Source organism: Pseudomonas sp. FP1742, assembly GCF_030687145.1.
Classification (GTDB): Bacteria; Pseudomonadota; Gammaproteobacteria; order Pseudomonadales; family Pseudomonadaceae; genus Aquipseudomonas; species Aquipseudomonas frederiksbergensis_D.
Genome location: NZ_CP117460.1, coordinates 2,063,043 through 2,088,699, shown reverse-complemented (window position 1 = coordinate 2,088,699; position 25,657 = coordinate 2,063,043). Strand labels below are relative to the sequence as shown.

General features: G+C 59.8%; 21 protein-coding genes. 11 read left to right on the top strand and 10 right to left on the bottom strand.

The window, feature by feature from the left end; genetic code table 11:
- Window positions 1–81: 81 nt before the first annotated feature.
- From PSH64_RS09400 to PSH64_RS09385, 4 genes are all read right to left on the bottom strand, one after another.
- On the bottom strand, window positions 82–318 hold the full coding sequence (locus tag PSH64_RS09400; protein ID WP_105339560.1) for a DUF1653 domain-containing protein: 237 nt from the start codon (window positions 316–318) through the stop codon (window positions 82–84).
- Between the two features lie 98 nt (window positions 319–416).
- The gene (fadA, locus tag PSH64_RS09395) at window positions 417–1,592 is read right to left on the bottom strand and encodes an acetyl-CoA C-acyltransferase FadA (protein ID WP_105339561.1); all 1,176 of its coding nucleotides are present in this window, start codon (window positions 1,590–1,592) and stop codon (window positions 417–419) included.
- A 30-nt stretch (window positions 1,593–1,622) separates the two neighbouring features.
- The gene (gene fadB / locus PSH64_RS09390; protein ID WP_105339562.1) at window positions 1,623–3,770 is read right to left on the bottom strand and encodes a fatty acid oxidation complex subunit alpha FadB; all 2,148 of its coding nucleotides are present in this window, start codon (window positions 3,768–3,770) and stop codon (window positions 1,623–1,625) included.
- A 507-nt stretch (window positions 3,771–4,277) separates the two neighbouring features.
- Complete coding sequence (locus PSH64_RS09385; protein WP_105339563.1) at window positions 4,278–4,715, bottom strand: hypothetical protein; 438 nt, start codon at window positions 4,713–4,715, stop codon at window positions 4,278–4,280.
- 104 nt (window positions 4,716–4,819) lie between these two features.
- On the opposite strand from PSH64_RS09385, the gene PSH64_RS09380 reads away from it, so the two are divergent.
- Complete coding sequence (locus PSH64_RS09380) at window positions 4,820–5,257, top strand: universal stress protein (protein ID WP_105339564.1); 438 nt, start codon at window positions 4,820–4,822, stop codon at window positions 5,255–5,257.
- A gap of 193 nt (window positions 5,258–5,450) precedes the next feature.
- Here PSH64_RS09380 and PSH64_RS09375 read toward each other — a convergent pair whose 3' ends face one another.
- Window positions 5,451–7,373 (bottom strand): ATP-binding cassette domain-containing protein, encoded by a 1,923-nt coding sequence (locus tag PSH64_RS09375; protein ID WP_105339565.1) that lies wholly within the window; start codon window positions 7,371–7,373, stop codon window positions 5,451–5,453.
- A 213-nt stretch (window positions 7,374–7,586) separates the two neighbouring features.
- Between PSH64_RS09375 and PSH64_RS09370 the strand changes: the two genes are divergently transcribed.
- Entirely contained in the window at window positions 7,587–9,515 is a 1,929-nt protein-coding gene (locus PSH64_RS09370; RefSeq protein ID WP_105339566.1) for a transglycosylase SLT domain-containing protein, read from the top strand.
- A 79-nt stretch (window positions 9,516–9,594) separates the two neighbouring features.
- Here the strand turns inward: PSH64_RS09370 and PSH64_RS09365 are convergent, their stop codons facing one another.
- Window positions 9,595–11,388: an ABC transporter transmembrane domain-containing protein gene (locus PSH64_RS09365; protein ID WP_181150604.1), complete on the bottom strand. Its 1,794-nt coding sequence runs from the start codon at window positions 11,386–11,388 to the stop codon at window positions 9,595–9,597.
- 257 nt (window positions 11,389–11,645) lie between these two features.
- On the opposite strand from PSH64_RS09365, the gene PSH64_RS09360 reads away from it, so the two are divergent.
- On the top strand, window positions 11,646–11,825 hold the full coding sequence (locus tag PSH64_RS09360) for a PA1571 family protein (RefSeq protein WP_105339568.1): 180 nt from the start codon (window positions 11,646–11,648) through the stop codon (window positions 11,823–11,825).
- Window positions 11,826–11,981: 156 nt separating this feature from the next.
- Here the strand turns inward: PSH64_RS09360 and pdxB are convergent, their stop codons facing one another.
- Window positions 11,982–13,124, bottom strand: coding sequence for a 4-phosphoerythronate dehydrogenase PdxB (gene pdxB, locus PSH64_RS09355; protein ID WP_105339569.1), 1,143 nt, complete (start codon window positions 13,122–13,124; stop codon window positions 11,982–11,984).
- Between the two features lie 304 nt (window positions 13,125–13,428).
- On the opposite strand from pdxB, the gene PSH64_RS09350 reads away from it, so the two are divergent.
- Window positions 13,429–14,838, top strand: a complete 1,410-nt coding sequence (locus PSH64_RS09350) for an MATE family efflux transporter (RefSeq protein ID WP_305480510.1) — start codon at window positions 13,429–13,431, stop codon at window positions 14,836–14,838.
- A 48-nt stretch (window positions 14,839–14,886) separates the two neighbouring features.
- Here the strand turns inward: PSH64_RS09350 and tusA are convergent, their stop codons facing one another.
- Both tusA and rlmM read right to left on the bottom strand, forming a co-directional pair.
- Entirely contained in the window at window positions 14,887–15,138 is a 252-nt protein-coding gene (gene tusA / locus PSH64_RS09345; protein ID WP_007907805.1) for a sulfurtransferase TusA, read from the bottom strand.
- Between the two features lie 77 nt (window positions 15,139–15,215).
- Window positions 15,216–16,289: a 23S rRNA (cytidine(2498)-2'-O)-methyltransferase RlmM gene (gene rlmM, locus PSH64_RS09340; protein ID WP_305480509.1), complete on the bottom strand. Its 1,074-nt coding sequence runs from the start codon at window positions 16,287–16,289 to the stop codon at window positions 15,216–15,218.
- Window positions 16,290–16,511: 222 nt separating this feature from the next.
- Between rlmM and acnA the strand changes: the two genes are divergently transcribed.
- From acnA to PSH64_RS09315, 5 genes are all read left to right on the top strand, one after another.
- Entirely contained in the window at window positions 16,512–19,253 is a 2,742-nt protein-coding gene (gene acnA / locus PSH64_RS09335; protein ID WP_305480508.1) for an aconitate hydratase AcnA, read from the top strand.
- A 295-nt stretch (window positions 19,254–19,548) separates the two neighbouring features.
- Complete coding sequence (locus PSH64_RS09330; RefSeq protein ID WP_305480507.1) at window positions 19,549–20,340, top strand: CPBP family intramembrane glutamic endopeptidase; 792 nt, start codon at window positions 19,549–19,551, stop codon at window positions 20,338–20,340.
- A 107-nt stretch (window positions 20,341–20,447) separates the two neighbouring features.
- Window positions 20,448–22,013 carry a PAS domain-containing methyl-accepting chemotaxis protein gene (locus PSH64_RS09325; RefSeq protein ID WP_305480506.1) on the top strand — a complete coding sequence of 522 codons (1,566 nt, stop codon included), beginning with the start codon at window positions 20,448–20,450 and terminating at the stop codon, window positions 22,011–22,013.
- A gap of 236 nt (window positions 22,014–22,249) precedes the next feature.
- The gene (locus PSH64_RS09320) at window positions 22,250–22,396 is read left to right on the top strand and encodes a hypothetical protein (RefSeq protein WP_007942217.1); all 147 of its coding nucleotides are present in this window, start codon (window positions 22,250–22,252) and stop codon (window positions 22,394–22,396) included.
- A 6-nt stretch (window positions 22,397–22,402) separates the two neighbouring features.
- Entirely contained in the window at window positions 22,403–22,753 is a 351-nt protein-coding gene (locus PSH64_RS09315) for a type II toxin-antitoxin system YafO family toxin (protein WP_305480505.1), read from the top strand.
- Between the two features lie 65 nt (window positions 22,754–22,818).
- Here PSH64_RS09315 and PSH64_RS09310 read toward each other — a convergent pair whose 3' ends face one another.
- Window positions 22,819–23,502, bottom strand: a complete 684-nt coding sequence (locus PSH64_RS09310) for an alpha/beta family hydrolase (protein ID WP_305480504.1) — start codon at window positions 23,500–23,502, stop codon at window positions 22,819–22,821.
- 111 nt (window positions 23,503–23,613) lie between these two features.
- Here PSH64_RS09310 and ccoN point away from each other — a divergent pair, with 111 nt between their 5' ends.
- Together ccoN and ccoO are read left to right on the top strand one after the other, a co-directional pair.
- Complete coding sequence (gene ccoN / locus PSH64_RS09305) at window positions 23,614–25,038, top strand: cytochrome-c oxidase, cbb3-type subunit I (protein WP_007942213.1); 1,425 nt, start codon at window positions 23,614–23,616, stop codon at window positions 25,036–25,038.
- A gap of 10 nt (window positions 25,039–25,048) precedes the next feature.
- Complete coding sequence (gene ccoO / locus PSH64_RS09300) at window positions 25,049–25,657, top strand: cytochrome-c oxidase, cbb3-type subunit II (RefSeq protein WP_007942211.1); 609 nt, start codon at window positions 25,049–25,051, stop codon at window positions 25,655–25,657.

Sequence of the window (25,657 nt, the reverse complement as noted above, 5' to 3'; positions counted from 1 at the left end):
GGCGGTTGGCGCCTGACGCGGCACCGCTATATATAGTGGCTACAAGGTGAGGTCAAGCGCAGGGTTCTGCGCGCACTCCCCTTATGGCTGAGGAAAAATGCTCGGTTCGGCTTGCACCAAAGCAAAGCGTGGCACCTGTTCGCCGTCAACCTCGACCGACTCCAGGAACATGCTCAAGGGACGCACCCAAAAGCCGTAATCGCCATACAGGGCTTGGTAGAAGACCACTTCCTCTTCGGTTTCCGAATGCCGCGCAACAGCGAATACGCGGTACTGCGGACCTTTGTAATGTTCGTAGAGCCCAGGTTGTATCGGCATGCTTTGGCCCTCACTCAAATCTTTTCAAAATAAAAACAAAAATAAATCCGGAAAAACAAAAACCGGGGCACTTGGCCCCGGCTTCCATCAACGAACGCTTAAACGCGTTCGAAGACGGTGGAGATACCTTGGCCGAGACCAATGCACATGGTAGCCACCCCGAAGGTGCCGCCATTTTGCTTCATCACGTTCAGCAAAGTGCCGGAGATACGGGCACCGGAGCAACCGAACGGGTGACCCAGGGCGATCGCGCCGCCGTGCAGGTTAACCTTCTCGTTCATCTTGTCGAGCACTTTCAAATCTTTCAGCACTGGCAGGGCCTGTGCGGCGAAAGCTTCGTTGAGCTCGAAGAAGTCGATATCGTTGATTCCAAGGCCCGCGCGCTTCAGTGCTTTCTGCGTTGCCGGTACTGGACCATAGCCCATGATCGCCGGGTCCACACCTGCCACTGCCATCGAGCGAATCACCGCCATCGGCTGGATGCCCAGATCCTGCGCACGCTGCGCCGACATCACGATCATGCACGAAGCACCGTCGGTGATCTGCGACGAAGTACCGGCGGTCACGGTGCCGCCCTTCGGATTAAACGCTGGCTTGAGAGCCGCCAGGCTTTCCAGGGTGGTTTCCGGACGAATGGTTTCGTCGTAGTCGAACAGCTTCAGGAAACCGTTCTCGTCGTAGCCCTGCATCGGGATGATTTCGTCCTTGAACTTGCCTTCCACGGTCGCCTTGTGGGCGAGTTGGTGGGAGCGCACGCCAAAGGCGTCCTGCTGTTCGCGAGTAATGCCGTGCATTTTGCCAAGCATTTCCGCGGTCAGGCCCATCATGCCCGAGGCTTTCGCCGCGTACAGGGACATGTGCGGGTTCGGATCGACACCGTGCATCATGCTCACATGACCCATATGCTCGACGCCGCCAACGACGAACACGTCACCGTTGCCGGTCATGATTGCTTGCGCGGCAGTGTGCAGCGCACTCATCGACGAGCCACACAGACGGCTGACGGTCTGGCCGGCCGAGGTGTGCGGGATCTGAGTCATCAGGGACGCCATGCGGGCGATGTTCCAACCCTGCTCCAGGGTCTGGTTCACACAGCCCCAGATCACGTCTTCGACTTCGCTCGGGTCGACCTTGACGTTGCGTTCCAGCAACTTGCTGATCAGGTGCGCCGACATGTCTTCAGCGCGGGTGTTGCGGTGCATGCCGCCCTTGGAGCGGCCCATCGGCGTACGACCGAAGTCGACAATCACGACGTCTCTAGGATTCAAGCTCATATACGTTCACTCTCGCTCTAGTGTGGGCGCTTAACCGAAGAAGCTCTGACCGTTTTTGGCCATTTCACGCAGCTTCGCGGTCGGGTGGTACAGCGCGCCCAAATCAGCGTACTGGTCAGCCAGGGCAACGAACTCTGCCACACCGATCGAATCGATGTAGCGCAGCGCACCGCCACGGAATGGAGGGAAACCGATACCGTAGACCAGACCCATGTCGGCTTCGGCGGCGGTCTCGACAATACCGTCTTCCAGGCAACGCACGGTTTCCAGGCACAGCGGGATCATCATCCAGTTGATGATGTCTTCGTCAGTGACTTCGCGCTGTTCGAACACGATCGGCTTGAGCACTTCCAGCACCGACGGATCGGCGACTTTCTTCTGCTTGCCGCGCTTGTCGGTCTCGTAGGCGTAGAAGCCCTTGCCATTTTTCTGGCCCAGGCGCTTGGCTTCGTAGAGCACGTCGACGGCCGAACGGCGATCGTCCTTCATGCGATCCGGGAAGCCTTCGGCCATGACGTCACGACCGTGGTGGCCGGTGTCGATGCCGACCACGTCCATCAGGTATGCCGGGCCCATCGGCCAGCCGAATTTTTCCATGACCTTGTCGATGCGAACGAAGTCCACACCGGCGCTGACCAGCTTGGCGAAACCGCCGAAGTACGGGAACAGCACGCGGTTGACCAGGAAGCCCGGGCAGTCGTTGACGACGATCGGGTTCTTGCCCATTTTCTTGGCGTAGGCAACGGTGGTGGCAACGGCCACTTCGCTGGACTTCTCGCCACGGATCACCTCAACCAGCGGCATCATGTGCACCGGGTTGAAGAAGTGCATGCCGACGAAGTTTTCCGGACGCTTGAGGGCTTTGGCCAACAAGGTGATGGAAATGGTCGAGGTGTTGGATGCGAGGATGGTGTCCTCTTTGACCTTGTCTTCGACTTCGGCCAGAACGGCTTGCTTGACCTTCGGGTTCTCGACAACAGCTTCGACGACCAGGTCGACGTGACCGAAATCGCCGTAGGACAGGGTCGGACGAATGCCATTGAGCACTTCGGCCATCTTCGCCGGGGTCATGCGACCTTTATCAACGCGGCCCACCAGCAATTTGGCGGCTTCGGCCAGACCTTGCTCGATGCCGTGCTCGTTGATGTCCTTCATCAGGATCGGCGTGCCTTTGGAGGCCGACTGATAAGCGATACCGCCGCCCATGATGCCGGCGCCCAATACGGCGGCCTGCTTCACGTCCTTGGCGATTTCGTCGTAGGCCTTGGCCTTTTTCTTCAGTTCCTGATCGTTCAGGAACAGACCGATCAGGCTCTGCGCGGCAGAGGTCTTGGCCAGTTTGACGAAGCCGGCAGCTTCGACTTCCAGCGCCTTGTCGCGACCGAAGTTCGCGGCTTTCTGGATGGTCTTGATCGCTTCAACCGGAGCCGGGTAGTTCGGGCCTGCTTGACCGGCCACGAAACCTTTGGCGGTTTCAAACGACATCATTTGCTCGATGGCGTTGAGCTTGAGTTTTTCGAGCTTCGGCTGACGCTTGGCCTTGTAGTCAAACTCGCCGGAGATGGCGCCCTTGATCAGGTTCAGCGCCGCTTCGTGCAACTTCTGCGAGTCGACCACGGCGTCGACGGCACCGACTTTCAGTGCGTCTTCGGCGCGGTTTTCCTTACCGGCGGCAATCCATTCGATGGCGTTGTCGGCACCGATGATGCGCGGCAGGCGCACGGTACCGCCGAAGCCCGGGTAGATGCCCAGCTTGACTTCCGGCAGACCGATTTTGGCGGTGCTGGCCATGACGCGGAAATCTGCCGCCAGGCACATTTCCAGACCGCCGCCCAGTGCGATGCCATTGATCGCGGCGACAGTCGGGACGTTGAGGTCTTCGAAATCGCTGAAAATCCTGTTGGCTTCGAGGTTGCCAGCAACAAGCTCTGCATCCGGCAGCTTGAAGTTGTCGACGAATTCGGTGATGTCGGCGCCGACGATGAACACGTCCTTGCCACTGCTGACGATCACACCCTTGATCGAAGCATCTGCCTTGATGGTGTCTACGGCCTGACGCAATTCGTTCAGGGTAAGACGGTTGAACTTGTTGACGGACTCACCCTTGAGGTCGAATTTCAGTTCGACGATGCCACTTTCAAGAGCCTTAACCGTGATGGCTTTACCTTCGTAAATCATCAACTGATCTCCACGATATGGAAGCTGAACAGTACACGTCGGACGCAGGCGACTGGCTCGGCAAGGACGTTTATCGTCAATGCTAACGCCAACTCACCCGGCACACCCGCCAACGCGATAGTCGGGATTCTGTAGGAGCGATGTGTAATACAAACGCTCAATTCATACGCCCGTTTGATTTGGGTGTGTCACCTTCACGGAATTTCCGGCAATTGTCAATCGCCCAAAATACTGGTTGAAACGCGACTTTCCGGTCACTTCCGTACCACGAAGCCCTGCAACACGCTGATGCATGTGAGGCCATTCATAGAATCAATAGTTAGAAAAGTCGCCCTAATTTGCGGCAGCCTGTGTTTAACAAGCTACGCTGGCGGGACCCTGAAGAAAAAATTTGAACGCTTTGACGAATGCCCAGCGTAAGATCTGTGCCACAAAGAATTACCGGCCTGCCTGGCCACCCCCAGCCCGATGATGATGTCGGGCTTTTTATTGCCTGCAGATCGAGGTTCAGGCGAGCGCCTTGAGCGTGGCGTCGATCTGCTGCAGAACCTCCGCTTCGCCCTTCTCGCCCCAATACAGGGCAATCATTTGCTTGTCTGCCTCGATCTTGTAGACATTGGCAGGCAATTTTTCGAAATGATTCAGTAACGCTCCATCCTCGCAAACCTCCTGCCACTGATTGACCCACACACCGGGCGCCTTCTGCCAATAGCTCCAGCACGCCGGTTGCGTGCCACGACGCGGCCGATGGTACTGGGCGCAAGGGCTTGGCGGCTCCTGGCTCAGCCAGTGCGGCCACTCCTGGGGCGCCAGTTGCATGGCAAGGCCAATGCGTCGCGCCTCCATGCGCAGGGCCATGCGACCGCTCTGGGCACGAGACGGTCGCAACCAGGCCAGCGGGCTCAGCACCACCAGCAGGATTGACACCACTATCCAGACCGTCATATCTGTACTCCCGATTCTTGATGAGCCCATTGGGTCACTTTGAAACCAATGCGCTTGAAACCAGCCATACTTACCAATGTTGCAATCCTCAGGAGGAGCACCTCATGCCCTACCACCACATTCTGGTCGCTGTAGATCTAACCGAAGAGTGCGATCCTGTAATCCACCGCGCTCGCGAACTCTCGGTGAGCAATGGTGCGAAGCTGTCTCTGGTGCATATTGTCGAGCCGATGGCCATGGCCTTTGGCGGCGACGTGCCGATGGACCTTTCCCAATTGCAACAGCAACAGTTCGATCAGGCCAAGGAGCGCCTTGAACGGTTGATCGTGAAATACCCGGAGCTCTCCAAGGAATACAGCCACTTGACCTACGGCCAGCCGCGCCAGGAGATTCATCACCTCGCCAAGGAGCAAACGTGCGACCTGATCGTGGTGGGCAGTCATGGTCGACATGGCCTGGCGCTATTGCTGGGCTCCACCGCCAATGATGTGCTGCACGGCGCGCCTTGCGATGTACTTGCGGTGCGCCTGCAAAAAAGCTGACTACATAAAACCCTGTGGGAGCGGGCTTGCTCGCGAAAGTGAACTGACAATCACCAAAGATGTTGAATGTTATGACGCCTTCGCGAGCAAGCCCGCTCCCACATTGGATCTTTAACGATTTCCAGATTGCATACCCTACGAAAAACCCGGCATTCACACGAGTGAAGCCGGGCTTTTTTTATAGCCGGATCAATCAGGCATCCAGCTCGGCCCAGCGCTCGACCATCACGTCGAGTTCTGCTTGTAACTGCTCAAGCTGAGCGATCACCGCAGCCGTCTCGGCAGGAGGGCGCTGATAGAAGCCGGCATCCGCCATTTGCGCTTCAACCACTGCGATCTGCTGCTCCATGGCTTCGATCTGACCCGGCAAGGCTTCCAGCTCACGCTGCAACTTGTAGCTGAGCTTCTTTTTAGCCGCCGGCGCTGGTGTTTCCACCGCAGCCACCGGCGCAGGTTCGGCCGTCACCACTGCCGAGTTCAGGTCGGCCTTGCCGGACTTGCTCTCGGTCACGCCCAGCAGGCGCGGCGAGCCCCCCTGACGCAGCCAGTCCTGATAACCGCCAACATATTCGCGAACCTTGCCTTCACCTTCGAAGACCAGGGTGCTGGTGACCACGTTATCGAGGAATGCCCGGTCGTGGCTGACCATCAGCACGGTGCCGTTGAAGGTCAGCAAGACCTCTTCCAGCAATTCGAGGGTTTCCACGTCCAGGTCGTTGGTCGGCTCGTCAAGCACCAGCAGGTTCGCCGGTTTGCTGAACAGCTTGGCCAGCAACAGACGGGCACGCTCACCACCCGACAACGCCTTGACCGGCGTGCGGGCACGCTGCGGGCTGAACAGGAAGTCGCCGAGGTAGCTCAGCACGTGTCGGCTCTGACCGTCGATATCGATAAAGTCGCGACCTTCGGCCACGTTGTCGATCACGGTCTTTTCCAGGTCCAGCTGATGGCGCAACTGGTCGAAGTAGGCCACGTCGATGCGCGTCCCCTCTTCCACTGTGCCGCTGGTCGGTTGCAGACCATTGAGCATCAGCTTCAACAGCGTGGTCTTGCCGGTACCGTTGGCACCCAGCAGACCAATGCGGTCGCCGCGCTGCAGGACCATCGAGAAATCCTTGATCAGGAACGGGCCGCCCGGGTGAGCGAAGCTCACGTTCTCGAGCACCATCACCTGCTTGCCGGACTTGTCGGCGGTATCGAGCTGGATATTGGCCTTGCCGGTGCGCTCACGACGCTCGCTACGCTCGACGCGCAGGGCTTTCAGTGCGCGGACACGGCCTTCGTTACGGGTGCGACGCGCCTTGATGCCCTGGCGGATCCAGACTTCTTCCTGGGCCAGCTTTTTATCGAACAGCGCGTTGGCGGTTTCTTCAGCGGCCAGTGTGGCTTCTTTGTGCACGAGGAAGCTGGCGTAATCGCCATTCCAGTCGATCAAGCCGCCGCGATCCAGTTCCAGGATGCGGGTTGCCAGGTTCTGCAGGAATGAACGGTCGTGCGTGATGAACAGCACGGCGCCCTGGAAATCCTTCAGCGCTTCTTCAAGCCAGGCAATGGCACCGATATCCAGGTGGTTGGTCGGCTCATCGAGCAGCAGCAGGTCCGGTTCGGAAACCAGGGCCTGGGCCAGCAGGACGCGACGACGCCAGCCGCCGGACAATTCGGCGAGGGTCTTGTCGGCCGGCAACTGCAGACGGCTCAAGGTGCTGTCGACCAGTTGCTGCAAGCGCCAGCCATCGCGGGCTTCGAGGTCGTGCTGGACGTGCATCAGTTTGTCCAGATCGGCGTCGGTGACGATGTTCTGGCTCAGGTGGTGATATTGCGCGAGCAACTCGCCGACACCATCCAGGCCTTCGGCCACCACGTCGAACACGGTCCGCTCGTCGGCTACCGGCAATTCTTGCGGCAATTCGCCGATCTTGAGGCCGGGTGCGCGCCAAACGGAGCCATCGTCAGGCCTCTGGTCGCCCTTGACGAGCTTCATCATGCTGGACTTGCCAGTGCCGTTGCGGCCGATGATGCACACCCGCTCACCACGGGCGATCTGCCAGGACACCTTGTCCAACAACGGCATAGCGCCGAAAGCAAGGGACACATCGCTGAATTTGAGCAGGGTCATGAGCTTCTCCAAAAACCGGGCGCGCATTCTACCTGACTTGAGGCTACAGAAGGCCGGCAATTTCAATGTCGAAGCACTCTGCACAACATTTGTTGCGAACTGATGCCGGCACGTCGGCAAAGCTTTCGCCCGCTGCTGGCAAAAGGCTAAGCTACAGATAATTAGGTGCCGGTCTTACCGGCACTTGTCATGATTTCTCTGCCCGGATGTCTCATGCGCAGTCGCCTTTTCAGTCTTTTTTCATGTTTGCTTCTTACAGCCGCTGCCGTTCAATCCGCCCAGGCGGTAGACCTGTCTACCCAACGCCAGTATTACGACGAAGCCAAGCGTGCCCTGGCCAAGGGCGATTCCGGCCCTTATTTCCGTTATAGCCAGGCGCTCAGCGATTATCCGCTGACCCCCTACCTGGCCTATGACGAACTGACCGCGCGGCTGAAAACCGCGGATAACACCGAAATCGAGAATTTCCTTGCCGAACACGGCGACCTGCCCCAAGCCAACTGGATGAAATTGCGCTGGCTGCGCTGGCTGGCCGAACGCGGCGATTGGGCGACCTTCGTCAAATATTATGACCCCAAGCTCAATTTCACCGAACTGGACTGCCTGAACGCGCAGTATCTGATCAGCCATAACCGTAAGGTCGAAGGCTACGCCAACGCCGAAAAACTCTGGCTGAGCGGCAAAACCCAGCCCGAGGCATGCGACGCGGTGTTCGGCATGTGGGCCGCCGATGGTCAACTGACTGAACAGAAACGCTGGGAACGCACCAAGCTCGCTGCCCACGTCCGCAACTACCCGCTGGCCAACAGCCTGATCAATGGCCTGACGACCCTCGCCCCGCGCGGCCGTCTGCTGGTGGAGGTGGCGCAAAAACCTGAGCTGCTGGACCAGCCGTCGCGCTTCATCCCGGCCGATGAGCCGATGTCCGACATCGTCAGCCTCGGCTTGCGCCGCCTGGCCCGTCAGGATCCGGACAAGGCCATGGCCCTGCTCGACGGCTACGCCAGCAGCATGCACTTCTCCCGGGACGAGAAAGTCGCGATTGCCCGGGAAATCGGCCTGACCCTCGCACGTCGTTTTGACAGCCGCGCGCTGGACGTGATGACCAAATACGACCCGGAACTGCGGGACAACACCGTTTCCGAATGGCGCTTGCGCCTGCTGTTGCGCCTGGCCCGATGGGACGATGCCTATCAGTTGACCCGCCGCCTGCCTCAGGACCTGGCCACCACCAACCGCTGGCGTTACTGGCAGGCTCGCAGCCTGGAACTGGCGCAGCCACAGAATCCGCAAGCGCAAACGCTTTACAAGGGCCTGGCTCGCGAGCGTGACTTCTACGGTTTCCTGGCGGCCGACCGTTCGCAGTCGCCCTATTCGCTGATCAACAAGCCGCTGGTGCTCAGCCAGGCGCTGATCAACAAGGTGCGCAATACCCCAGGTGTGCGCCGCGCGCTGGAGTTCCATGCACGCGGGCAGATCGTCGACGGCCGACGCGAGTGGTACCACGTCAGCCGGCACTTCAGCCGTGATGAAATGGTTGCCCAGGCGAAACTGGCTTACGACCTGAAATGGTATTTCCCGGCGATCCGCACCATCAGTCAGGCGCAGTACTGGGACGACCTGGACATCCGCTTCCCGATGGCTCACCGCGATACCCTGGTGCGTGAAGCCAAGGTCCGTGGCCTGCACTCGAGCTGGGTGTTCGCGATCACTCGTCAGGAAAGCGCCTTCATGGACGACGCCCGTTCCGGCGTTGGCGCCAGCGGCCTGATGCAACTGATGCCCGGCACTGCCAAGGAAACCGCTCGCAAGTTCAGTATTCCCCTGGCCTCGCCACAGCAAGTGCTCGATCCGGACAAAAACATCCAGCTCGGCGCCGCTTATCTGAGCCAGGTCCACAGCCAGTTCAACGGCAACCGCGTGCTCGCCTCTGCCGCCTACAACGCCGGCCCCGGCCGCGTGCGTCAATGGTTGCGCGGCGCCGACCACCTGAGCTTCGATGTGTGGGTGGAAAGCATCCCGTTCGACGAAACCCGCCAGTACGTGCAGAACGTGCTGTCATATTCGGTGATCTACGGCCAGAAGCTCAATTCACCGCAGCCGCTGGTGGATTGGCATGAACGTTACTTTGACGATCAATGAGCCAGCTTTGAGACGCTGACAAAAATGCCCGCATCGATTGATGCGGGCATTTTTTATGGTGCTCTACTTGGTCGGTTACTTAGTCAGTTACTTGGTCGGTTGGGGCATGGCGCCCATCACTAAACTGCAACGCCGCCAATCGCGCATACAGCGCGTTGCTCGCAATCAACTCCTGATGCGTCCCCACGGCCACCAGTTTTCCTTGATCCATCACCGCGATCCTGTCGGCGTTTTTCACCGTGGCCAGCCGGTGGGCGATGACCAGTGTGGTGCGGTTTTTCATCAGGCTGGGCAGGGCTTGCTGGATCAGGTGTTCACTCTGTGCATCGAGGGCGCTGGTGGCTTCGTCCAGCAGCAGGATCGGCGCGTCCACCAACAGTGCCCGGGCGATGGCCAGGCGTTGGCGTTGCCCGCCGGACAAACCGAGCCCGGCGTCTCCGAGGTGGGTCTGGTAGCCATTGGGCATTTGTTCGATGAATTCGTGGGCGTAGGCAATTTTCGCGGCCTCCTGGACCTGCGCCGATGTCGCCGTCGGATGGCCATAACGAATGTTCTCTTCAATGCTGCCGAAGAACAACGCCGGGGTTTGCGAGACGAGGGCGAAGCAGCGGCGCAGATCCAGAGGATCGAGTTGTGTCAGCGGCACACCGTCCAGCAGGATGCATCCTTCGGCAGGGTCGTAAAAACGCAACAGCAGGTCATACACCGTCGATTTTCCCGCACCGGACGGCCCGACCAATGCGAGGGTTTCGCCGGCGTTGATGGTCAGACTCAAGCCATCGACAGCATAGCTTTCAGGACGCGACGGGTAGGAAAAGCGCACATCGCGCAGCTCCAGATCGCCTTTCACCCGTTCAGGCAAGGTCACCAGCCCATGGGTCGGTGGCTGGATAATGTTTTCCGATCGCAGCAATTCGGCAATCCGTTCGGCCGCCCCTGCCGCTCGCTGCAGTTCGCCGATCACTTCACTCAATGTGCCGAAAGCGCCGCCGACGATCAGGCTGTAAAAGACAAACGCCGCCAGTTCACCGGCGGAAATCCGCCCCGCGATGACATCCATGCCGCCGACCCAAAGCATCACGCCGACCGCACCCAACACCAGCAGGATCACCAGGGTAATCAACCAGGCCCGCTGGAAGATGCGCTTGCGGGCAGTGTTGAACGCCTCTTCCACGGTCGCGGCAAAACGCTGCTCGTCCTGCACCTGATGGTTATAGGCCTGCACGGTTTTGATTTGACTCAGGGTTTCGGAAACATAACTGCCGATATCGGCAACCCGATCCTGGCTCTGTCGCGACAGGGTGCGCACCCGGCGACCAAAAATCAGGATCGGTGCGACCACCAGCGGCAATGCAATCACCACAATGCTGGTCAGCTTGGGATTGGTGATAAACAGCAAGACAATCCCACCGATCACCATCAGCCCGTTACGCAGGAACAGCGACAACGAAGAACCGATCACCGATTGCAGCAACGTGGTGTCGGCAGTCAGCCGTGACTGGATCTCGGAGCTGCGGTTGTCTTCATAGAAGCCTGGATGCAGGTAGACCAGGTGGTTGAACACCCGACGGCGGATATCCGCGACTACGCGCTCGCCGATCCACGACACCAGGTAAAACCGCACAAAGGTGCCGATCGCCAGACCAATCACCAACAGCATGAACAGGCCGATGGATTGATTGAGCAAATGCGGCGACTGGGTCATGAATCCCTGATCCACCAGCAGGCGAATCCCCTGCCCCATGGACAAGGTGATGCCGGCAGTGACAATCAACGCCAGCAAGGCACCTAAGGCCGGCCAGCGATAAGGCGCGATAAAACGGCTGGCCAGACGAATGGCGCGGCGATGACGGGCAGAGAGCATGGAGATCATCCGGTGAGGCAACCAATGGCTTTGACCCGATCAAGCCTACACCGACCGACGGGGTAGAACGCTGTAAATCACAATGAGTCAGGTTAATTATGACCGCCAAGACTAGTGGCTAGAGATTATTGGTCTAAAGTCCGGGTGGAAACGTCAGGGTATTTCTGATGGACTGGGGATGCCGACCTGAAGATCGCAGGGAATTGTCACAGCCCGGTCACCTGGCGGTTCTACAGTAAGCACACAACCTGATGAGGAGACAGGCCATGTCCTTGCAAAACAGCAGCGATGACAAGATTCAAGTGATCCGCACACAGCCAGACCAGTCTCTGGGTTGCTCGATAATTGATAAGGATGGGCGCGAAGTACCGATCACTGAAAACATGATCCAGGACGCTTGCCGCGAACTGGAAAAGCGATTGGTCAAGCCTGCCGAACAAGAGTGATATAGCCACCGTCTTCTTGACCCGGCCTTGTTGGCCGGGTTTTTTATGGGTGCCTTTTGAGGGGGCAAGTCCGCTCCCACAGGGTTACCGCGACTCCAAAATTGATGCATGACCTGTGGGAGCGTGGCTTGCCCGCGATTGGGCCGACACGGTTCTTCAGACCGCCGAAGCCCCCAAAGCCGCGACGATCTTCTGCAACACCGGCGAATCCCCCTCAATCCGCACCTTCAACCCATCAATCTCACGTCGCAGCGGGTAATGTTTGCGCAGCGCATCGAACGCCGCACGCTGTTCACTCACATTGCCTGCAAGGCTGCGGCGGAAATCCGCGTCGTCACGGCGCGGGTCGTACACGCCACGGCACAACATCGCCAGCGCCCAGGCCGGATCGGTGTCAGCATTCAACGTAACAGCCGACAGCCATGGCGCTGGCAGCAAATCGTTCAGGCTGACCTGTTCCGGTTGCCCAAGAAACTTGCAAAACGCCTGATAGATCTGCGCAGTCCCGCGCTGCTTGCCGTCGAGGCTGTAGCCGGCAATGTGCGGCGTCGCAATGACGCACAACTCTGCCAGCGCCACATCGACTTCAGGCTCAGCCTCCCAGACATCCAGCACCGCTTGCAGGTCTTCACGCTGCAACAGCACCTGGCGCAGCGCGGCATTGTCGATCACCGGGCCACGACTGGCGTTGATCAGCCAGGTGCCGGGCTTGAGTTGGTTCAAACGGCTCTTGTCGAACAGATGCCAGGTTGCCTGGGGGCCTTGTTTTTCCAGCGGCGTGTGCAGGCTGATGACGTCGCATTGCGCGATGATCTGCTCGAGGCTGACGTAATCGCCTCCTTCAGCGGCTTGCCGGGGTGGATCGCAGACCAATACGTTCCAGCCCAGACCTTGCAGAACCTTGACCAGGCGCCCGCCCACTTCACCGGCACCGACCACGCCGTAAGTGCGCTGGGTCAGGTCGACACCTTCGATTTCGGCCAGGGTCAGCAGGCTGCCCAGCACGTAATCGACCACACCCCGGGCATTGCAGCCTGGCGCGCTGGACCAGGTGATGCCGGCCTGTTGAAAGTAGTCCAGATCCAGGTGATCGGTGCCGATGGTGCACGTGCCGACAAAGCGCACTTTGCTGCCTTCGAGCAATTCACGGTTAACGTTGGTCACGGAGCGCACCAGCAGCACATCGGCCTGCTCGACAGTGGCGCGGTCGATGGAACGTCCCGGCACTCGGCGGATTTCACCGAAACCTTCGAAGAAGGCATCGAGCAACGGGATATTTTCGTCGGCAACAATCAACATGGCAGGCTCCTTTGGCGGACCGGCAGTTTAGGCGCAGATGCCTGCAATCGGCCAGCGGGCAATGTCCACTTTGAATACGAATGGACCACTCATCCTGTGGGAGCGGGCTTGCTCGCGAAGACGGCATCACCGTCAACATCGACGCTGCCTGACACACCGCATTCGCGAGCAAGCCCGCTCCCACAAGGGCCTCAAACACCGCAAGCAACCCTTTACAAATCCGCAACACAGGATTTTTCCTGACCATTGTGTCAAGGCGTAGAATGCGCCGCCTCGCGCATCAAAATCCTTTGGACGTTTCGCCTTGAATTCCGTGACTGACCACACTGCCGCTATTTCCCTCAACCGCCCGGCCCGGGTTCGCCTGGAGCTGAAAAACCTGCTCGGCCTGGCGTTGCCGATCATGATCGCGCAACTGGCGACCACCGCCATGGGCTTCGTCGATGCGGTGATGGCGGGCCGGGTCGGGCCTCGCGACCTGGCAGCCGTCGCGCTGGGCAACTCGATCTGGGTACCGGTGTTTCTGCTGATGACCGGCACGCTGCTGGCCACCACCCCGAAAGTCGCCCAGCGCTTCGGTGCCGGCACTCACAGTGAGATCGGCCCGATCGTGCGCCAGGCCCTGTGGCTGGCACTGGTGGTGGGCTTGATGGCGACCGGCCTGCTGTTCAGCGCCGAACCGATCCTGCACATCATGAAGGTCGATCCCGAACTGATCGGCCCATGCATGCAGTATCTGCACGGCATCGCCAGTGGCCTGCCGGCCGTCGCGTTCTATCATGTACTGCGCTGTTTCAGTGACGGCCTGGGCCGCACGCGCCCGGCCATGGTCCTTGGCCTGTGCGGGTTGGCGCTGAATATCCCGCTCAATTACATCTTCATCTATGGCCATTTCGGTGTGCCGGCCATGGGGGGTGTCGGCTGCGGCTGGGCCACGGCAATCGTGATGTGGGTGATGGCGTTGGGCATGGCCGGCTGGGAGCGCTGGGCGCCGGCCTATCAGTCGAGCCAGTTGTTCAGCCGTTTCGACTGGCCGCAGTGGGCGGTGATCAAACGCTTGCTGGGCATCGGCCTGCCAATCGGCATCGCGGTGTTCGCCGAGTCGAGCATCTTTGCCGTGATCGCCCTGCTAATCGGTAGCCTCGGCGCCACTGTGGTCGCCGGGCACCAGATCGCCCTGAATTTCAGCTCACTGGTGTTCATGATCCCCTACTCCCTGGGCATGGCCGTGACCGTGCGGGTCGGCCAGGCACTGGGCCGTGAAGAACCACGCGAAGCACGCTTCGCCGCCGGGGTCGGTATGGGCACGGCACTGGCTTATGCGTGTATTTCCGCAAGCATGATGCTGTTGCTGCGTGAACCCATCGCCGCGATCTACACCGCCGACCCGACGGTGATTCACGTAGCCGCGATGCTGATTGTGTACTCGGCGCTGTTCCAGTTTTCCGATGCGATCCAGGTGACAGCGGCCGGCGCGCTACGAGGCTATCAAGACACGCGAGTGACGATGATCCTGACGCTGTTCGCTTATTGGGGTATCGGTTTGCCGGTGGGTTATGCCCTGGGCCTGACCGATTGGTTCGGCGCGCCGAGCGGCCCGAGCGGGTTGTGGCAGGGATTGATCGTCGGCTTGAGTTGCGCGGCCCTGATGCTGTCGATCCGCCTGGCGCGCAGCGCACGCAAGCGAATCCGCATCAGCCGTTCGGCCGGTTAAGCGAGCGCAAAAAAAGGGCCTGCACATGCAGGCCTTTTTTTGTGCCCGTTAAGCGAGCTTCTTGCGGATCCAGTACAGGTAGGTGCCTGCCTCTTCGTGCTGCGCCACCAACTCGTGGTCGAGGAACACGCAGAACTTGGGAATGTCGCGACGGGTCGACGGGTCGGTGGCGATCACCTTCAGCAGGCCGCCGGGCACCAGGTCACGGATGTGCTGGTGCAGCATCATCACCGGTTCCGGGCAATTGAGGCCGGTGGCGTCGAGGGTGCCGTCAACCGGCGTATCGATCATTTCACTCATGGTTTACTCCTGAAACTTGCCGGCATTGTCGCGCATTGCCGGGTGTTCGGTCACCTATGGGAGCAGGACCGTGTGAATCAGCGGGATTTCGGTTTTTTCACGTCAAGCCGGCGCAAATGGCAGGTCACTTCTTCACGGTCGTGATACAGCTGCTTGCAACCGATTTCTACCCGAATGCCCCGCGCCTTGAACCCCTCGGCAATACGCTCCAGCAAGCGTTTCACTTCGGCATAACGCTGTTTCATCGGCAGCTTGAGATTGACCACCGCCTCCCGGCAATGCCCCTCGCCGATCCACTCTTCCAGCATCGCCGCGTTGCGCGCCGGTTTCTCGACAATGTCGCAGACCATCCAGTCCACCGGCTGCTTGGGCTTGAAGGTGAAACCGTCGGCCATCAAGTGTTGCACCAGACCGGTATCCATCAAGCTTTCGGCCATCGGGCCGTTGTCGATGGCGGTCACCAGCATGCCGCGGTTGACCAGTTGCCAGGTCCAGCCGCCAGGGGCGGCGCCGAGGTCGACACCGGTCATGTCGCTGTGCAGGCGCTCGTCCCACTGGTCGCGGGGGATGAAGTGATGCCAGGCCTCTTCCAGTTTCAACGTCGAACGGCTCGGCGCTTCACGGGGGAACTTCAGGCGTGGAATGCCCATCGGCCACATCGCCGAATTGTTCGACTCCGCCAGGCCCATGAACACTTCGCGGCCGCTCTTGAAGGTCAGCAACAGCCGCGGCTTGTGGGCGTCTTCCACCAGTTTGCCGGCCGCCAGCAGCGCCTTGCGCAGGTGCACTTCGAATTTCTTGCAGAAGTTCGACAGCTCTTTGCCATCATTGGTGTCGACCATTTCCAGCCACAGGCTGCCACATACCGGGAAGTCCGCCATGTGGGCGAGGATCACGCTGATGCGGTCGGTTTCCGGCAGATCGATAAAAATCCCGCGGGCCCACTGGCGCGGAAAGATCAGATCGGCGAAACGCTGGCCACGCATCAGGCGTTCGGCGCCGTCTTCTTCGGTGCAGATGAATTCGGCATAGGCGCTGGCGGTCTTGGCCTTGGCATAACCGGCCACGTTCAGCCGCGCGGCATGTTCGGAAATCTCGGAACAGACTTCGCCTTCGAAGCCCGGCCGGCAATGCATAAAGAGGGTGTTCATTCTTACTCCTGGGCAGTTGGCGGAAAAATTGCGCCACTGCGCGATGCCCAGACTTGCGTTGAAGCAAAGCCTGTCACGAAAACCGGCGCATGATAGCCGAGTTCGGAACCTTGGACTTGCCCTTAGGGTCCAGTTATTAGCCTTAAGCACCAAACAGGACTAGGTTTAAACCTCTGCCCGTCCCTCCGTCCGTAGCCGTGCGGACTTAAAGGAGTCATTTCAATGCCGTCCCTCGATAGCCTGAAAACCCTTAAAACCTTACAAGTCGACGACAAGACCTATCACTACTTCAGCCTGCCCGAAGCCGCCAAGAGCCTGGGTGATCTCGACAAGCTGCCCATGTCGTTGAAAGTGCTGCTGGAAAACCTGCTGCGCTGGGAGGACGAGAAAACCGTCACCGGCGCCGACCTCAAGGCGATTGCCGCCTGGCTCAAGGAGCGTCGCTCCGACCGCGAAATCCAATACCGCCCCGCGCGGGTATTGATGCAGGACTTTACCGGCGTCCCGGCCGTGGTCGACCTGGCCGCCATGCGCGCCGCCATGGCCAAGGCCGGTGGCGACCCGCAGCGCATTAATCCGCTGTCACCGGTGGACCTGGTGATCGACCACTCGGTGATGGTCGACAAGTTCGCCAGCAGTAGCGCCTTCGAACAGAACGTCGACATCGAAATGCAGCGCAACCACGAGCGTTACGCCTTCCTGCGCTGGGGTCAGAGCGCCTTCGCCAACTTCAGCGTGGTGCCGCCGGGCACCGGTATCTGTCACCAGGTCAACCTTGAATACCTGGGGCGCACGGTCTGGACCAAGGATGAGGACGGGCGCACCTATGCCTTCCCGGACACCCTGGTCGGCACCGACTCCCACACCACCATGATCAACGGCCTCGGCGTACTCGGCTGGGGCGTCGGCGGGATCGAAGCGGAAGCGGCGATGCTCGGCCAACCGGTGTCGATGCTGATTCCGGAGGTGATCGGCTTCAAACTCACCGGCAAGCTCAAGGAAGGCATCACCGCCACCGATCTGGTGCTGACGGTGACCCAGATGCTGCGCAAGAAAGGCGTGGTCGGCAAATTCGTCGAGTTCTACGGCGACGGCCTCGCCGATCTGCCGCTGGCCGACCGCGCGACCATCGCCAACATGGCCCCGGAATATGGCGCCACCTGCGGCTTCTTCCCGGTGGACGAGGTGACACTGGAGTACCTGCGCCTGTCCGGCCGTACCTCGGAAACCGTGAAACTGGTGGAGGCCTACAGCAAGACCCAGGGCCTGTGGCGCCTGCCCGGCAAGGAGCCGGTGTTCACCGACAGCCTGGCGCTGGACATGGGCAGCGTCGAGGCCAGCCTCGCCGGGCCGAAGCGCCCGCAGGACCGCGTCTCGTTGCCGAATGTGGCGCAAGCGTTCACTGACTTTCTCGGCCTGCAAGTCAAACCCTCCACCAAGGAAGAGAGTCGCCTTGAAAGTGAGGGCGGCGGAGGCGTCGCGGTGGGCAACGCCGATCTGATCGGTGAAGCGGACTACGCCCACGAAGGCCATACGCATCGGCTGAAAAACGGTGCGGTGGTGATTGCCGCGATCACCTCCTGCACTAACACCTCCAACCCCAGTGTGATGATGGCGGCCGGGCTGGTGGCGAAAAAAGCCGTGGAAAAAGGCCTCAAGCGCAAACCCTGGGTCAAGAGCTCCCTGGCCCCCGGTTCGAAAGTGGTCACCGACTATTACAAGGCAGCCGGCCTGACCCAATACCTCGACCAACTCGGCTTTGCCCTGGTCGGTTATGGCTGCACCACCTGCATCGGCAACTCCGGTCCGTTGCCGGAGCCGATTGAAAAAGCCATCCAGAAAGCCGACCTGACCGTCGCCTCGGTGCTGTCGGGCAACCGCAACTTCGAAGGCCGCGTGCATCCACTGGTGAAAACCAACTGGCTGGCCTCCCCGCCCCTGGTCGTCGCCTATGCATTGGCCGGCACGGTGCGCATCGACATCAGCAGCGAGCCCCTGGGGCACGACAAGGACGGCCACCCGGTTTATCTGCGAGACATCTGGCCGAGCACCAAGGAAATCGCCGACGCGGTGACTCAGGTGAACACCGCGATGTTCCACAAGGAGTACGCCGAAGTGTTCGCCGGCGACGAGCAGTGGCAAGCCATCGAAGTGCCGCAGGCGGCGACTTATGTCTGGAACAACGATTCGACGTATATCCAGCACCCGCCCTTCTTCGATGACATTGGCGGCCCTGCGCCGGTGGTCAAGGACGTCGAAGGGGCGAAAGTCCTCGCGTTGCTCGGCGATTCGGTAACCACCGACCACATCTCCCCCGCCGGCAACATCAAGGTCGACAGCCCTGCCGGCCGTTACCTGCGCGAACAAGGGGTGGAACCGCGGGACTTCAACTCCTACGGCTCGCGTCGAGGCAACCACCAAGTGATGATGCGCGGCACCTTCGCCAACATCCGCATTCGCAACGAAATGCTCGGTGGTGAAGAAGGCGGCAACACGATTTACATTCCGACCGGGGAAAAGCTGCCGATCTACGACGCGGCCATGCGTTACCAGGCCTCGGGCACGCCGCTGGTGGTGATCGCCGGGCAAGAATACGGCACCGGCTCAAGCCGTGACTGGGCGGCCAAGGGCACCAACCTGCTGGGGGTCAAAGCCGTCATCGCTGAAAGCTTCGAGCGGATTCACCGTTCAAATCTGGTGGGCATGGGCGTGTTGCCGCTGCAGTTCAAGCTGGATCAGAACCGCAAGAGCCTGAACCTCACCGGCAAGGAAACCCTGGACATTCTTGGCCTGACGGGCGTCGAACTGACTCCGCGGATGAACCTGACGCTGGTCATCACCCGTGAAGACGGCAGCCAGGAGAAGGTCGAGGTATTGTGCCGGATCGATACTCTGAACGAAGTGGAGTACTTCAAGGCCGGAGGGATTTTGCATTACGTGTTGCGGCAGTTGATTGCCTCGTAAAGGCCGACTGACAATGACACCGCCTTCGGGCGGTGTTTTTGTTTGAGTGGCATACGTCTCTATAATCGCGCGCCCATTAGTTTTGTATCGATCACAGATCAGATGTGGGAGCCCTGTGGCGAGGGGGCTTGCCCCCGTCGGGCTGCGAAGCAGTCCAAAGATCTCTGATGTACCAAAAATCTTGTGAGTGCTACGCACTCAAACGGGGCGGTGCGGCGTTCCGACAAGCCCCCTCGCCACAGTGCTCCCACATGGACTGAGGCAATCCGCAGAATCTCTGAAACAAGGACTTCAAATGATCGCTCTGCCATGGACCTATCTGGCACTTCTCTCCCTCGGATACAGTCTGGCGTTGATCTACGGCCATCTCGGCTGGCTGGCCGCCATTTCTTTCGGGTTACTGCTGATCGCCGGTTTCGCCGTTCGCCAGCAACAGGTTCCGATTGGCCGCTACCTCGGCCATGGCTTGTTCTTCGTCCTGGCGGTGGCGCTGGCGACACACTGGCTTCCCGGTTTCTATAACGGTCGCGCCATCGATCCCCAGCGTTTCACCGACGATGCCGTGCCGTTTGCCATGTACCTGAATCAGGACAAACCTCTGATCGGCTTCTGGCTGTTGCTCGTTTGCCCGTGGATTGTCGGCCGGCGCTCCCTGCGACTGACCGTTTATGCCACCGCCCTCGCCCTGGCCGTAAGTGCCGTGCTGGCTCTGGGTGGTGCACTATTGCTGGGCGTGATCAGTTGGGCACCGAAATGGCCGGATCAGGCTTGGCTGTGGATGCTGAACAATCTGTTGCTGGTGACGCTGGTGGAAGAAGCGCTGTTTCGCGGCTACATCCAGGGCGGTCTGAGCCGGCAGTTTAAACACCTGCCTTATGGCGAAAGCCTCGCGCTGGTGCTCGCATCATTGCTATTTGGCCTCGTTCATCTGGGCGCTGGCTGGCAATGGGTGTTGCTGGCCAGCCTGGCCGGTGTCGGCTATGGCCTGGCTTACCGTTTCGGTGGGTTGGCCGCGGCCATCGCCACCCATTTTGGTTTGAATCTGCTGCATTTCGGCTTGTTCACGTATCCGATGCTCGCAGGATGATGACGCAGCGGTCGTTTTGCGACGCGTTACTGATTTATTGAAAAAAAACTTCAATAAATGCCCGACGATGCCGATACCCCATCAAAGCCTTGCGGATTGAAAAAGCCATGCGTAACAACCAGCCCATTACACAACGCGAACGGACCTTCCCGGCGCAGCAACGGTTGATTTCCACCACCGATGCCAAGGGCATGATCACCTACTGCAACGATGCTTTCGTCGAAATCAGCGGGTTTTCTCGTGAGGAACTGATCCGTGCGCCGCATAACCTGGTTCGTCATCCCGACGTCCCGTCTGCGGTGTTCGCGCACATGTGGGGCACACTGAAACAAGGCTTGCCATGGATGGGCATTGTCAAGAATCGCTGCAAGACCGGTGACCACTACTGGGTTAACGCCTATGTCACACCGGTGTTCGACGGCAATCAGGTGATCGGTTACGAGTCGGTACGGGTCAAGCCCACCGCCGAGCAGATCCGCCGTGCCGAAGCGCTCTACCAACGCATCAACCAGGGCAAGTCCGCCGTTCCTCAAAGGGATAAGTGGTTGCCGGTGCTTCAGGACTGGCTGCCGTTCATTCTGGTCAGCCAGTTGAGCTTCATGATCGGCGCCACCCTGACGTCGCAATGGGGCTTCGCCCTCGCCGCCGGTCTTTCGGTGCCGTTGGGCTTGATGGGCTTGAGCTGGCAACAGCGCGGTATCAAGCGCTTGCTGCGCCTGGCCGAACAGACCACGTCCGACCCGCTGATCGCGCAGATGTACACCGACAGCCGCGGTGCCCAGGCACGCTTGGAAATGTCCATTCTCAGCCAGGAAGCTCGCCTGAAAACCTGCCTGACGCGCCTGCAAGACACCGCCGAGCATCTGAACGAACAAGCGAAACAGTCCGACACCCTGGCTCACAACAGCTCCACCGGCCTGGAACGTCAGCGCGTCGAGACCGAGCAAGTGGCGACCGCCGTCAATCAGATGGCCGCTACCACTCAGGAAGTCGCCAGTCACGTGCAGCGCACCGCCGACGCCACTCAGGAAGCCAATCGCCTGACCGGTCGCGGTCGCGATATTGCCGGGGAAACCCGCGAAGCCATTCAGCGCCTGTCGGTGGTGGTCGGTGAAACCGGTCTGACGGTCACGCAACTGGCCAAGGACAGCGACGAAATCGGCGGCGTGGTCGATGTGATCAAAGGCATCGCCGACCAGACCAACCTGCTGGCCTTGAACGCGGCGATCGAAGCCGCGCGCGCCGGTGAGATGGGCCGTGGTTTTGCGGTGGTGGCCGACGAAGTGCGCCAATTGGCGCAGCGCACCAGCGAATCCACCGGACAGATCCACGCCCTGATCGCCAAGCTGCAGCAAACCGCCAGCACCGCCGTGCAAACCATGGAAGCCGGGCATCGCCAGGCTGAAGAAGGCGTGGCGCGGGTATTGGAAGCGGATCAGGCGCTGGTGGGCATCAGCGAAGCGGTAGCCAACATCACCGACATGACCACCCAGATCGCCGCCGCCACCGAAGAGCAAAGCGCGGTGGCCGAAGAAATCAGCCGCAACATCAGTAACATCTCGCAACTGGCTGACCAGACGTCGGAACAGGCACAGAACTCGGCGTTGCTGAGTGAAGAACTGACCAAGACGGCGAATACCCAGTATTCGTTGGTGGAGCGGTTTAACCGCTGATCGTGGTCGAAAAACAAAAAACCCGGACAGCGAAAGCTTCCGGGTTTTTTTATTGTCATTCTGAAAGGTCTGGTGCCGCGAGACCGCCGCCTCAGATTACACATCTATGCGCCCCTGCCTACAACCGGCCCAGAATCCCCCGACTTGTCCACCTCAGAGTCCGACTCTATTGTTTGCCGGTAAAAACTCAATCACTTAAGCTGGTCAGCATGAATACATCTCCTTCGGAGGCTCCGATGGCCACCACTAGAAAGATCGGCAAGCCCGACAAAAAGGTCGTTCGCGATGAACTGACGTTCCTTGATGTTCAGCAAGCCGCGCGTGATGGGCAAAAAGCGTTCGATAAATTTGTGATCACTGGCAAGCTACCTATTAGAAAGTAGCCATGGATGCCAGCTGTCAAAATCTCTGCACTTTTTGAACAAATAAACAACTGGCAAAACTTCGCCGCACACTTTTACAACTACAAAGTGTGCGGCGAACTGCCGACTATTTTCGGGCGAGACGAACGGCTCGACCTCAGCGATATGCACCACATCCACCTGGCGAGCACTCAAGCGATTCAAGCCCAATGGGCAAAAATCGACCGCCAGTATTACCGAACCGCTCTGGTTGAAGATCCTGACAATGACTTCTGGCTGATCTATGCCTTTGACGCCTTTCGGGATGAATACCTTTTGCTGACTGTCACCGGCCCTGATGCCCTAAAGATCGCAGGCTGCGCCAGCTCCTACATTTGAACGGCGTACACCCTGGAGCTGACGAAGGCTCGGGCCGCGTTCGGACGATCTTTTGATCTTGCTTCTCACAGAAACTCGGCGACCCTCTTCGCTGTCGCGTCCAAATGCTGCTCATGCGTAAACCCTGAAGCCTTCAACGGCTTCAAATCATGATCCCCCGCCGCCAGCCAGAACACCTCGATACCCGGCGTCAACGTGTAAGCCTCAACCGCTTCACGATTGCCCAACGCATCCCGTTCCCCCTGCACAATCAACGTCCGCGTCTTGAGCGCAGCCAAATGCTCAACCCGGGGTTTCTCCGGTTTGCCGACGGCATAAAACGGATAGCCGAGACACACCAGCGCATCCGCCCCCAATTCATCGGCTAAAAGACTGGCCATCCGCCCGCCCATGGACTTGCCGCCAATGGCCAGACGCCCAGCGACATGACGTCGCACCACGGCGTACACCTCACGCCAGCACTCGAGCAGTTTCGGGGCCGGGTTCGGTGGGCGTTTGCCGCCATCGACACGCCGTTGCGCCATGTAGGGAAACTCGAAGCGCAGCACATTGACGCCTTGAGCAGCAAGGCGCGCAGCCATGTCGCTCATCCAGCCGCTGTCCATCGGCGCACCAGCGCCATGAGCGAGAATCAGCGTCACCGGTTCAGCCGAGGCCTTGGAAACCGCCTCATTCCACAACCATCCGTGATCCCGCACGCACTGCGCCCATTGATCCCCGTCAATACTGGCCTTGTGCTGTTTGTCCATGCTTGCCTCGCTTTTAGTCTGCCTATAACTCCAGGCGAAGGGAGCGTCTGCCTTGCGCGGCTTACTCGCAAAGACGAACCCTCACTTCGGCTGAACCGTGGATGGGGAACCATGAACACTTCTATCAGTACCGCCTACAACTACAAGGTGGTCCGCCAATTCGCCATTATGACGGTGGTGTGGGGCATCGTCGGCATGGGGCTCGGGGTTTTTCTCGCCGCCCAGTTGGTCTGGCCCGAACTCAACTTCAATCTGCCATGGACCAGTTTCGGCCGGTTGCGCCCGCTGCACACCAACGCGGTGATCTTCGCCTTCGGCGGCTGCGCGTTGTTCGCCAGTTCGTTCTACTCGGTACAGCGTACCTGCCAGACTCGATTGTTTGCGCCGAAAATCGCCGCGTTCTGCTTCTGGGGCTGGCAACTGGTGATCCTGTTGGCGGCGATCAGCCTGCCGCTGGGTTACACCAGTTCCAAGGAATACGCCGAACTGGAATGGCCGATCGACATCCTGATCACCATCGTCTGGGTGGCGTACGCCATCGTGTTCTTCGGCACGATCATGCAGCGCAAGACCAAGCACATCTATGTCGGTAACTGGTTCTTCGGTGGATTCATCATCACCGTGGCAATCCTGCATATCGTCAACAACCTGGAATTGCCGGTGAGTCTGACCAAGTCCTACTCGCTGTACTCCGGTGCGACCGATGCCATGGTGCAGTGGTGGTACGGCCACAACGCCGTAGGCTTTTTCCTCACCGCCGGTTTCCTCGGGATGATGTACTACTTCGTGCCGAAACAGGCCGAACGCCCGGTGTATTCCTATCGCTTGTCGATCGTGCACTTCTGGGCGCTGATCACCCTGTACATCTGGGCCGGTCCCCACCACTTGCACTACACCGCGCTGCCGGACTGGGCACAGTCGCTGGGCATGGTGATGTCGCTGATCCTGCTGGCGCCCAGCTGGGGCGGGATGATCAACGGCATGATGACCCTGTCGGGTGCCTGGCATAAGTTGCGCAGCGACCCGATCCTGCGCTTCCTGGTGGTGTCCCTGGCGTTCTACGGCATGTCGACCTTCGAAGGGCCGATGATGGCGATCAAGACGGTCAACGCCCTCTCCCACTACACCGACTGGACCATCGGCCACGTTCACGCCGGCGCGCTCGGCTGGGTGGCGATGATTTCCATTGGCGCGCTCTATCACATGATCCCGAAAGTCTTCGGCCGCGAGCAGATGCACAGCATCGGCCTGATCAACGCGCACTTCTGGCTCGCCACCATCGGCACCGTGCTGTACATCGCCTCGATGTGGGTCAACGGCATCGCCCAGGGCCTGATGTGGCGCGCAGTCAACGAGGACGGCACGCTGACCTACTCCTTCGTCGAAACCCTGGTGGCCAGCCACCCCGGCTTCATCGTGCGACTGGTGGGCGGCGCGATCTTCCTCAGCGGCATGCTGCTGATGGCTTACAACACCTGGCGCACCGTGCGGGCCTCGCAGCCTGCCGAAGCCGTCGCTGCCGCGCAGATCGCCTGAGGAGTCCGCCATGAAACACGAAACAATCGAGAAAAACGTCGGCCTGCTGATGTTGCTGATGGTGTTCGCCGTGAGCATCGGCGGCCTGACCCAGATCGTCCCGCTGTTCTTCCAGGACGTGACCAATAAACCGGTGGAAGGCATGAAGCCCTACACCGCGCTGCAACTGGAAGGTCGCGACATTTACATCCGCGAAGGCTGCGTCGGTTGCCACTCACAGATGATCCGCCCGTTCCGCGCCGAAACCGAACGCTACGGCCATTACTCGGTGGCCGGGGAAAGCGTGTGGGATCACCCGTTCCTGTGGGGCTCCAAGCGCACCGGGCCGGACTTGGCGCGAGTCGGCGGGCGCTACTCCGAAGACTGGCACCGCGCGCACTTGTACAACCCGCGCAACGTGGTGCCGGAATCGAAGATGCCGGCGTATCCATGGCTGGTGGCCAACCCGCTCGACAGCAGCCACACCGAAACCAAGATCCGCGCCATGCGCACCCTCGGCGTGCCGTACACCGACGAAGACATTGCAGGCTCAGTCGCTTCGCTCAAGGGCAAGACCGAAATGGACGCGCTGGTTGCCTACCTGCAAGTGCTCGGCACTGCCATCAAGAGCAAGAGGTGA

Bases quoted from the DNA above. Each gene is read 5' to 3' on its own strand.
- PSH64_RS09400 (WP_105339560.1), bottom strand. From the start codon at position 318: ATGCCGATACAACCTGGGCTCTACGAACATTACAAAGGTCCGCAGTAC.
- fadA (WP_105339561.1), bottom strand. From the start codon at position 1,592: ATGAGCTTGAATCCTAGAGACGTCGTGATTGTCGACTTCGGTCGTACG.
- fadB (WP_105339562.1), bottom strand. From the start codon at position 3,770: ATGATTTACGAAGGTAAAGCCATCACGGTTAAGGCTCTTGAAAGTGGC.
- PSH64_RS09385 (WP_105339563.1), bottom strand. From the start codon at position 4,715: ATGACGGTCTGGATAGTGGTGTCAATCCTGCTGGTGGTGCTGAGCCCG.
- PSH64_RS09380 (WP_105339564.1), top strand. From the start codon at position 4,820: ATGCCCTACCACCACATTCTGGTCGCTGTAGATCTAACCGAAGAGTGC.
- PSH64_RS09375 (WP_105339565.1), bottom strand. From the start codon at position 7,373: ATGACCCTGCTCAAATTCAGCGATGTGTCCCTTGCTTTCGGCGCTATG.
- PSH64_RS09370 (WP_105339566.1), top strand. From the start codon at position 7,587: ATGCGCAGTCGCCTTTTCAGTCTTTTTTCATGTTTGCTTCTTACAGCC.
- PSH64_RS09365 (WP_181150604.1), bottom strand. From the start codon at position 11,388: ATGATCTCCATGCTCTCTGCCCGTCATCGCCGCGCCATTCGTCTGGCC.
- PSH64_RS09360 (WP_105339568.1), top strand. From the start codon at position 11,646: ATGTCCTTGCAAAACAGCAGCGATGACAAGATTCAAGTGATCCGCACA.
- pdxB (WP_105339569.1), bottom strand. From the start codon at position 13,124: ATGTTGATTGTTGCCGACGAAAATATCCCGTTGCTCGATGCCTTCTTC.
- tusA (WP_007907805.1), bottom strand. From the start codon at position 15,138: ATGAGTGAAATGATCGATACGCCGGTTGACGGCACCCTCGACGCCACC.
- rlmM (WP_305480509.1), bottom strand. From the start codon at position 16,289: ATGAACACCCTCTTTATGCATTGCCGGCCGGGCTTCGAAGGCGAAGTC.
- acnA (WP_305480508.1), top strand. From the start codon at position 16,512: ATGCCGTCCCTCGATAGCCTGAAAACCCTTAAAACCTTACAAGTCGAC.
- PSH64_RS09330 (WP_305480507.1), top strand. From the start codon at position 19,549: ATGATCGCTCTGCCATGGACCTATCTGGCACTTCTCTCCCTCGGATAC.
- PSH64_RS09325 (WP_305480506.1), top strand. From the start codon at position 20,448: ATGCGTAACAACCAGCCCATTACACAACGCGAACGGACCTTCCCGGCG.
- PSH64_RS09320 (WP_007942217.1), top strand. From the start codon at position 22,250: ATGGCCACCACTAGAAAGATCGGCAAGCCCGACAAAAAGGTCGTTCGC.
- PSH64_RS09315 (WP_305480505.1), top strand. From the start codon at position 22,403: ATGCCAGCTGTCAAAATCTCTGCACTTTTTGAACAAATAAACAACTGG.
- PSH64_RS09310 (WP_305480504.1), bottom strand. From the start codon at position 23,502: ATGGACAAACAGCACAAGGCCAGTATTGACGGGGATCAATGGGCGCAG.
- ccoN (WP_007942213.1), top strand. From the start codon at position 23,614: ATGAACACTTCTATCAGTACCGCCTACAACTACAAGGTGGTCCGCCAA.
- ccoO (WP_007942211.1), top strand. From the start codon at position 25,049: ATGAAACACGAAACAATCGAGAAAAACGTCGGCCTGCTGATGTTGCTG.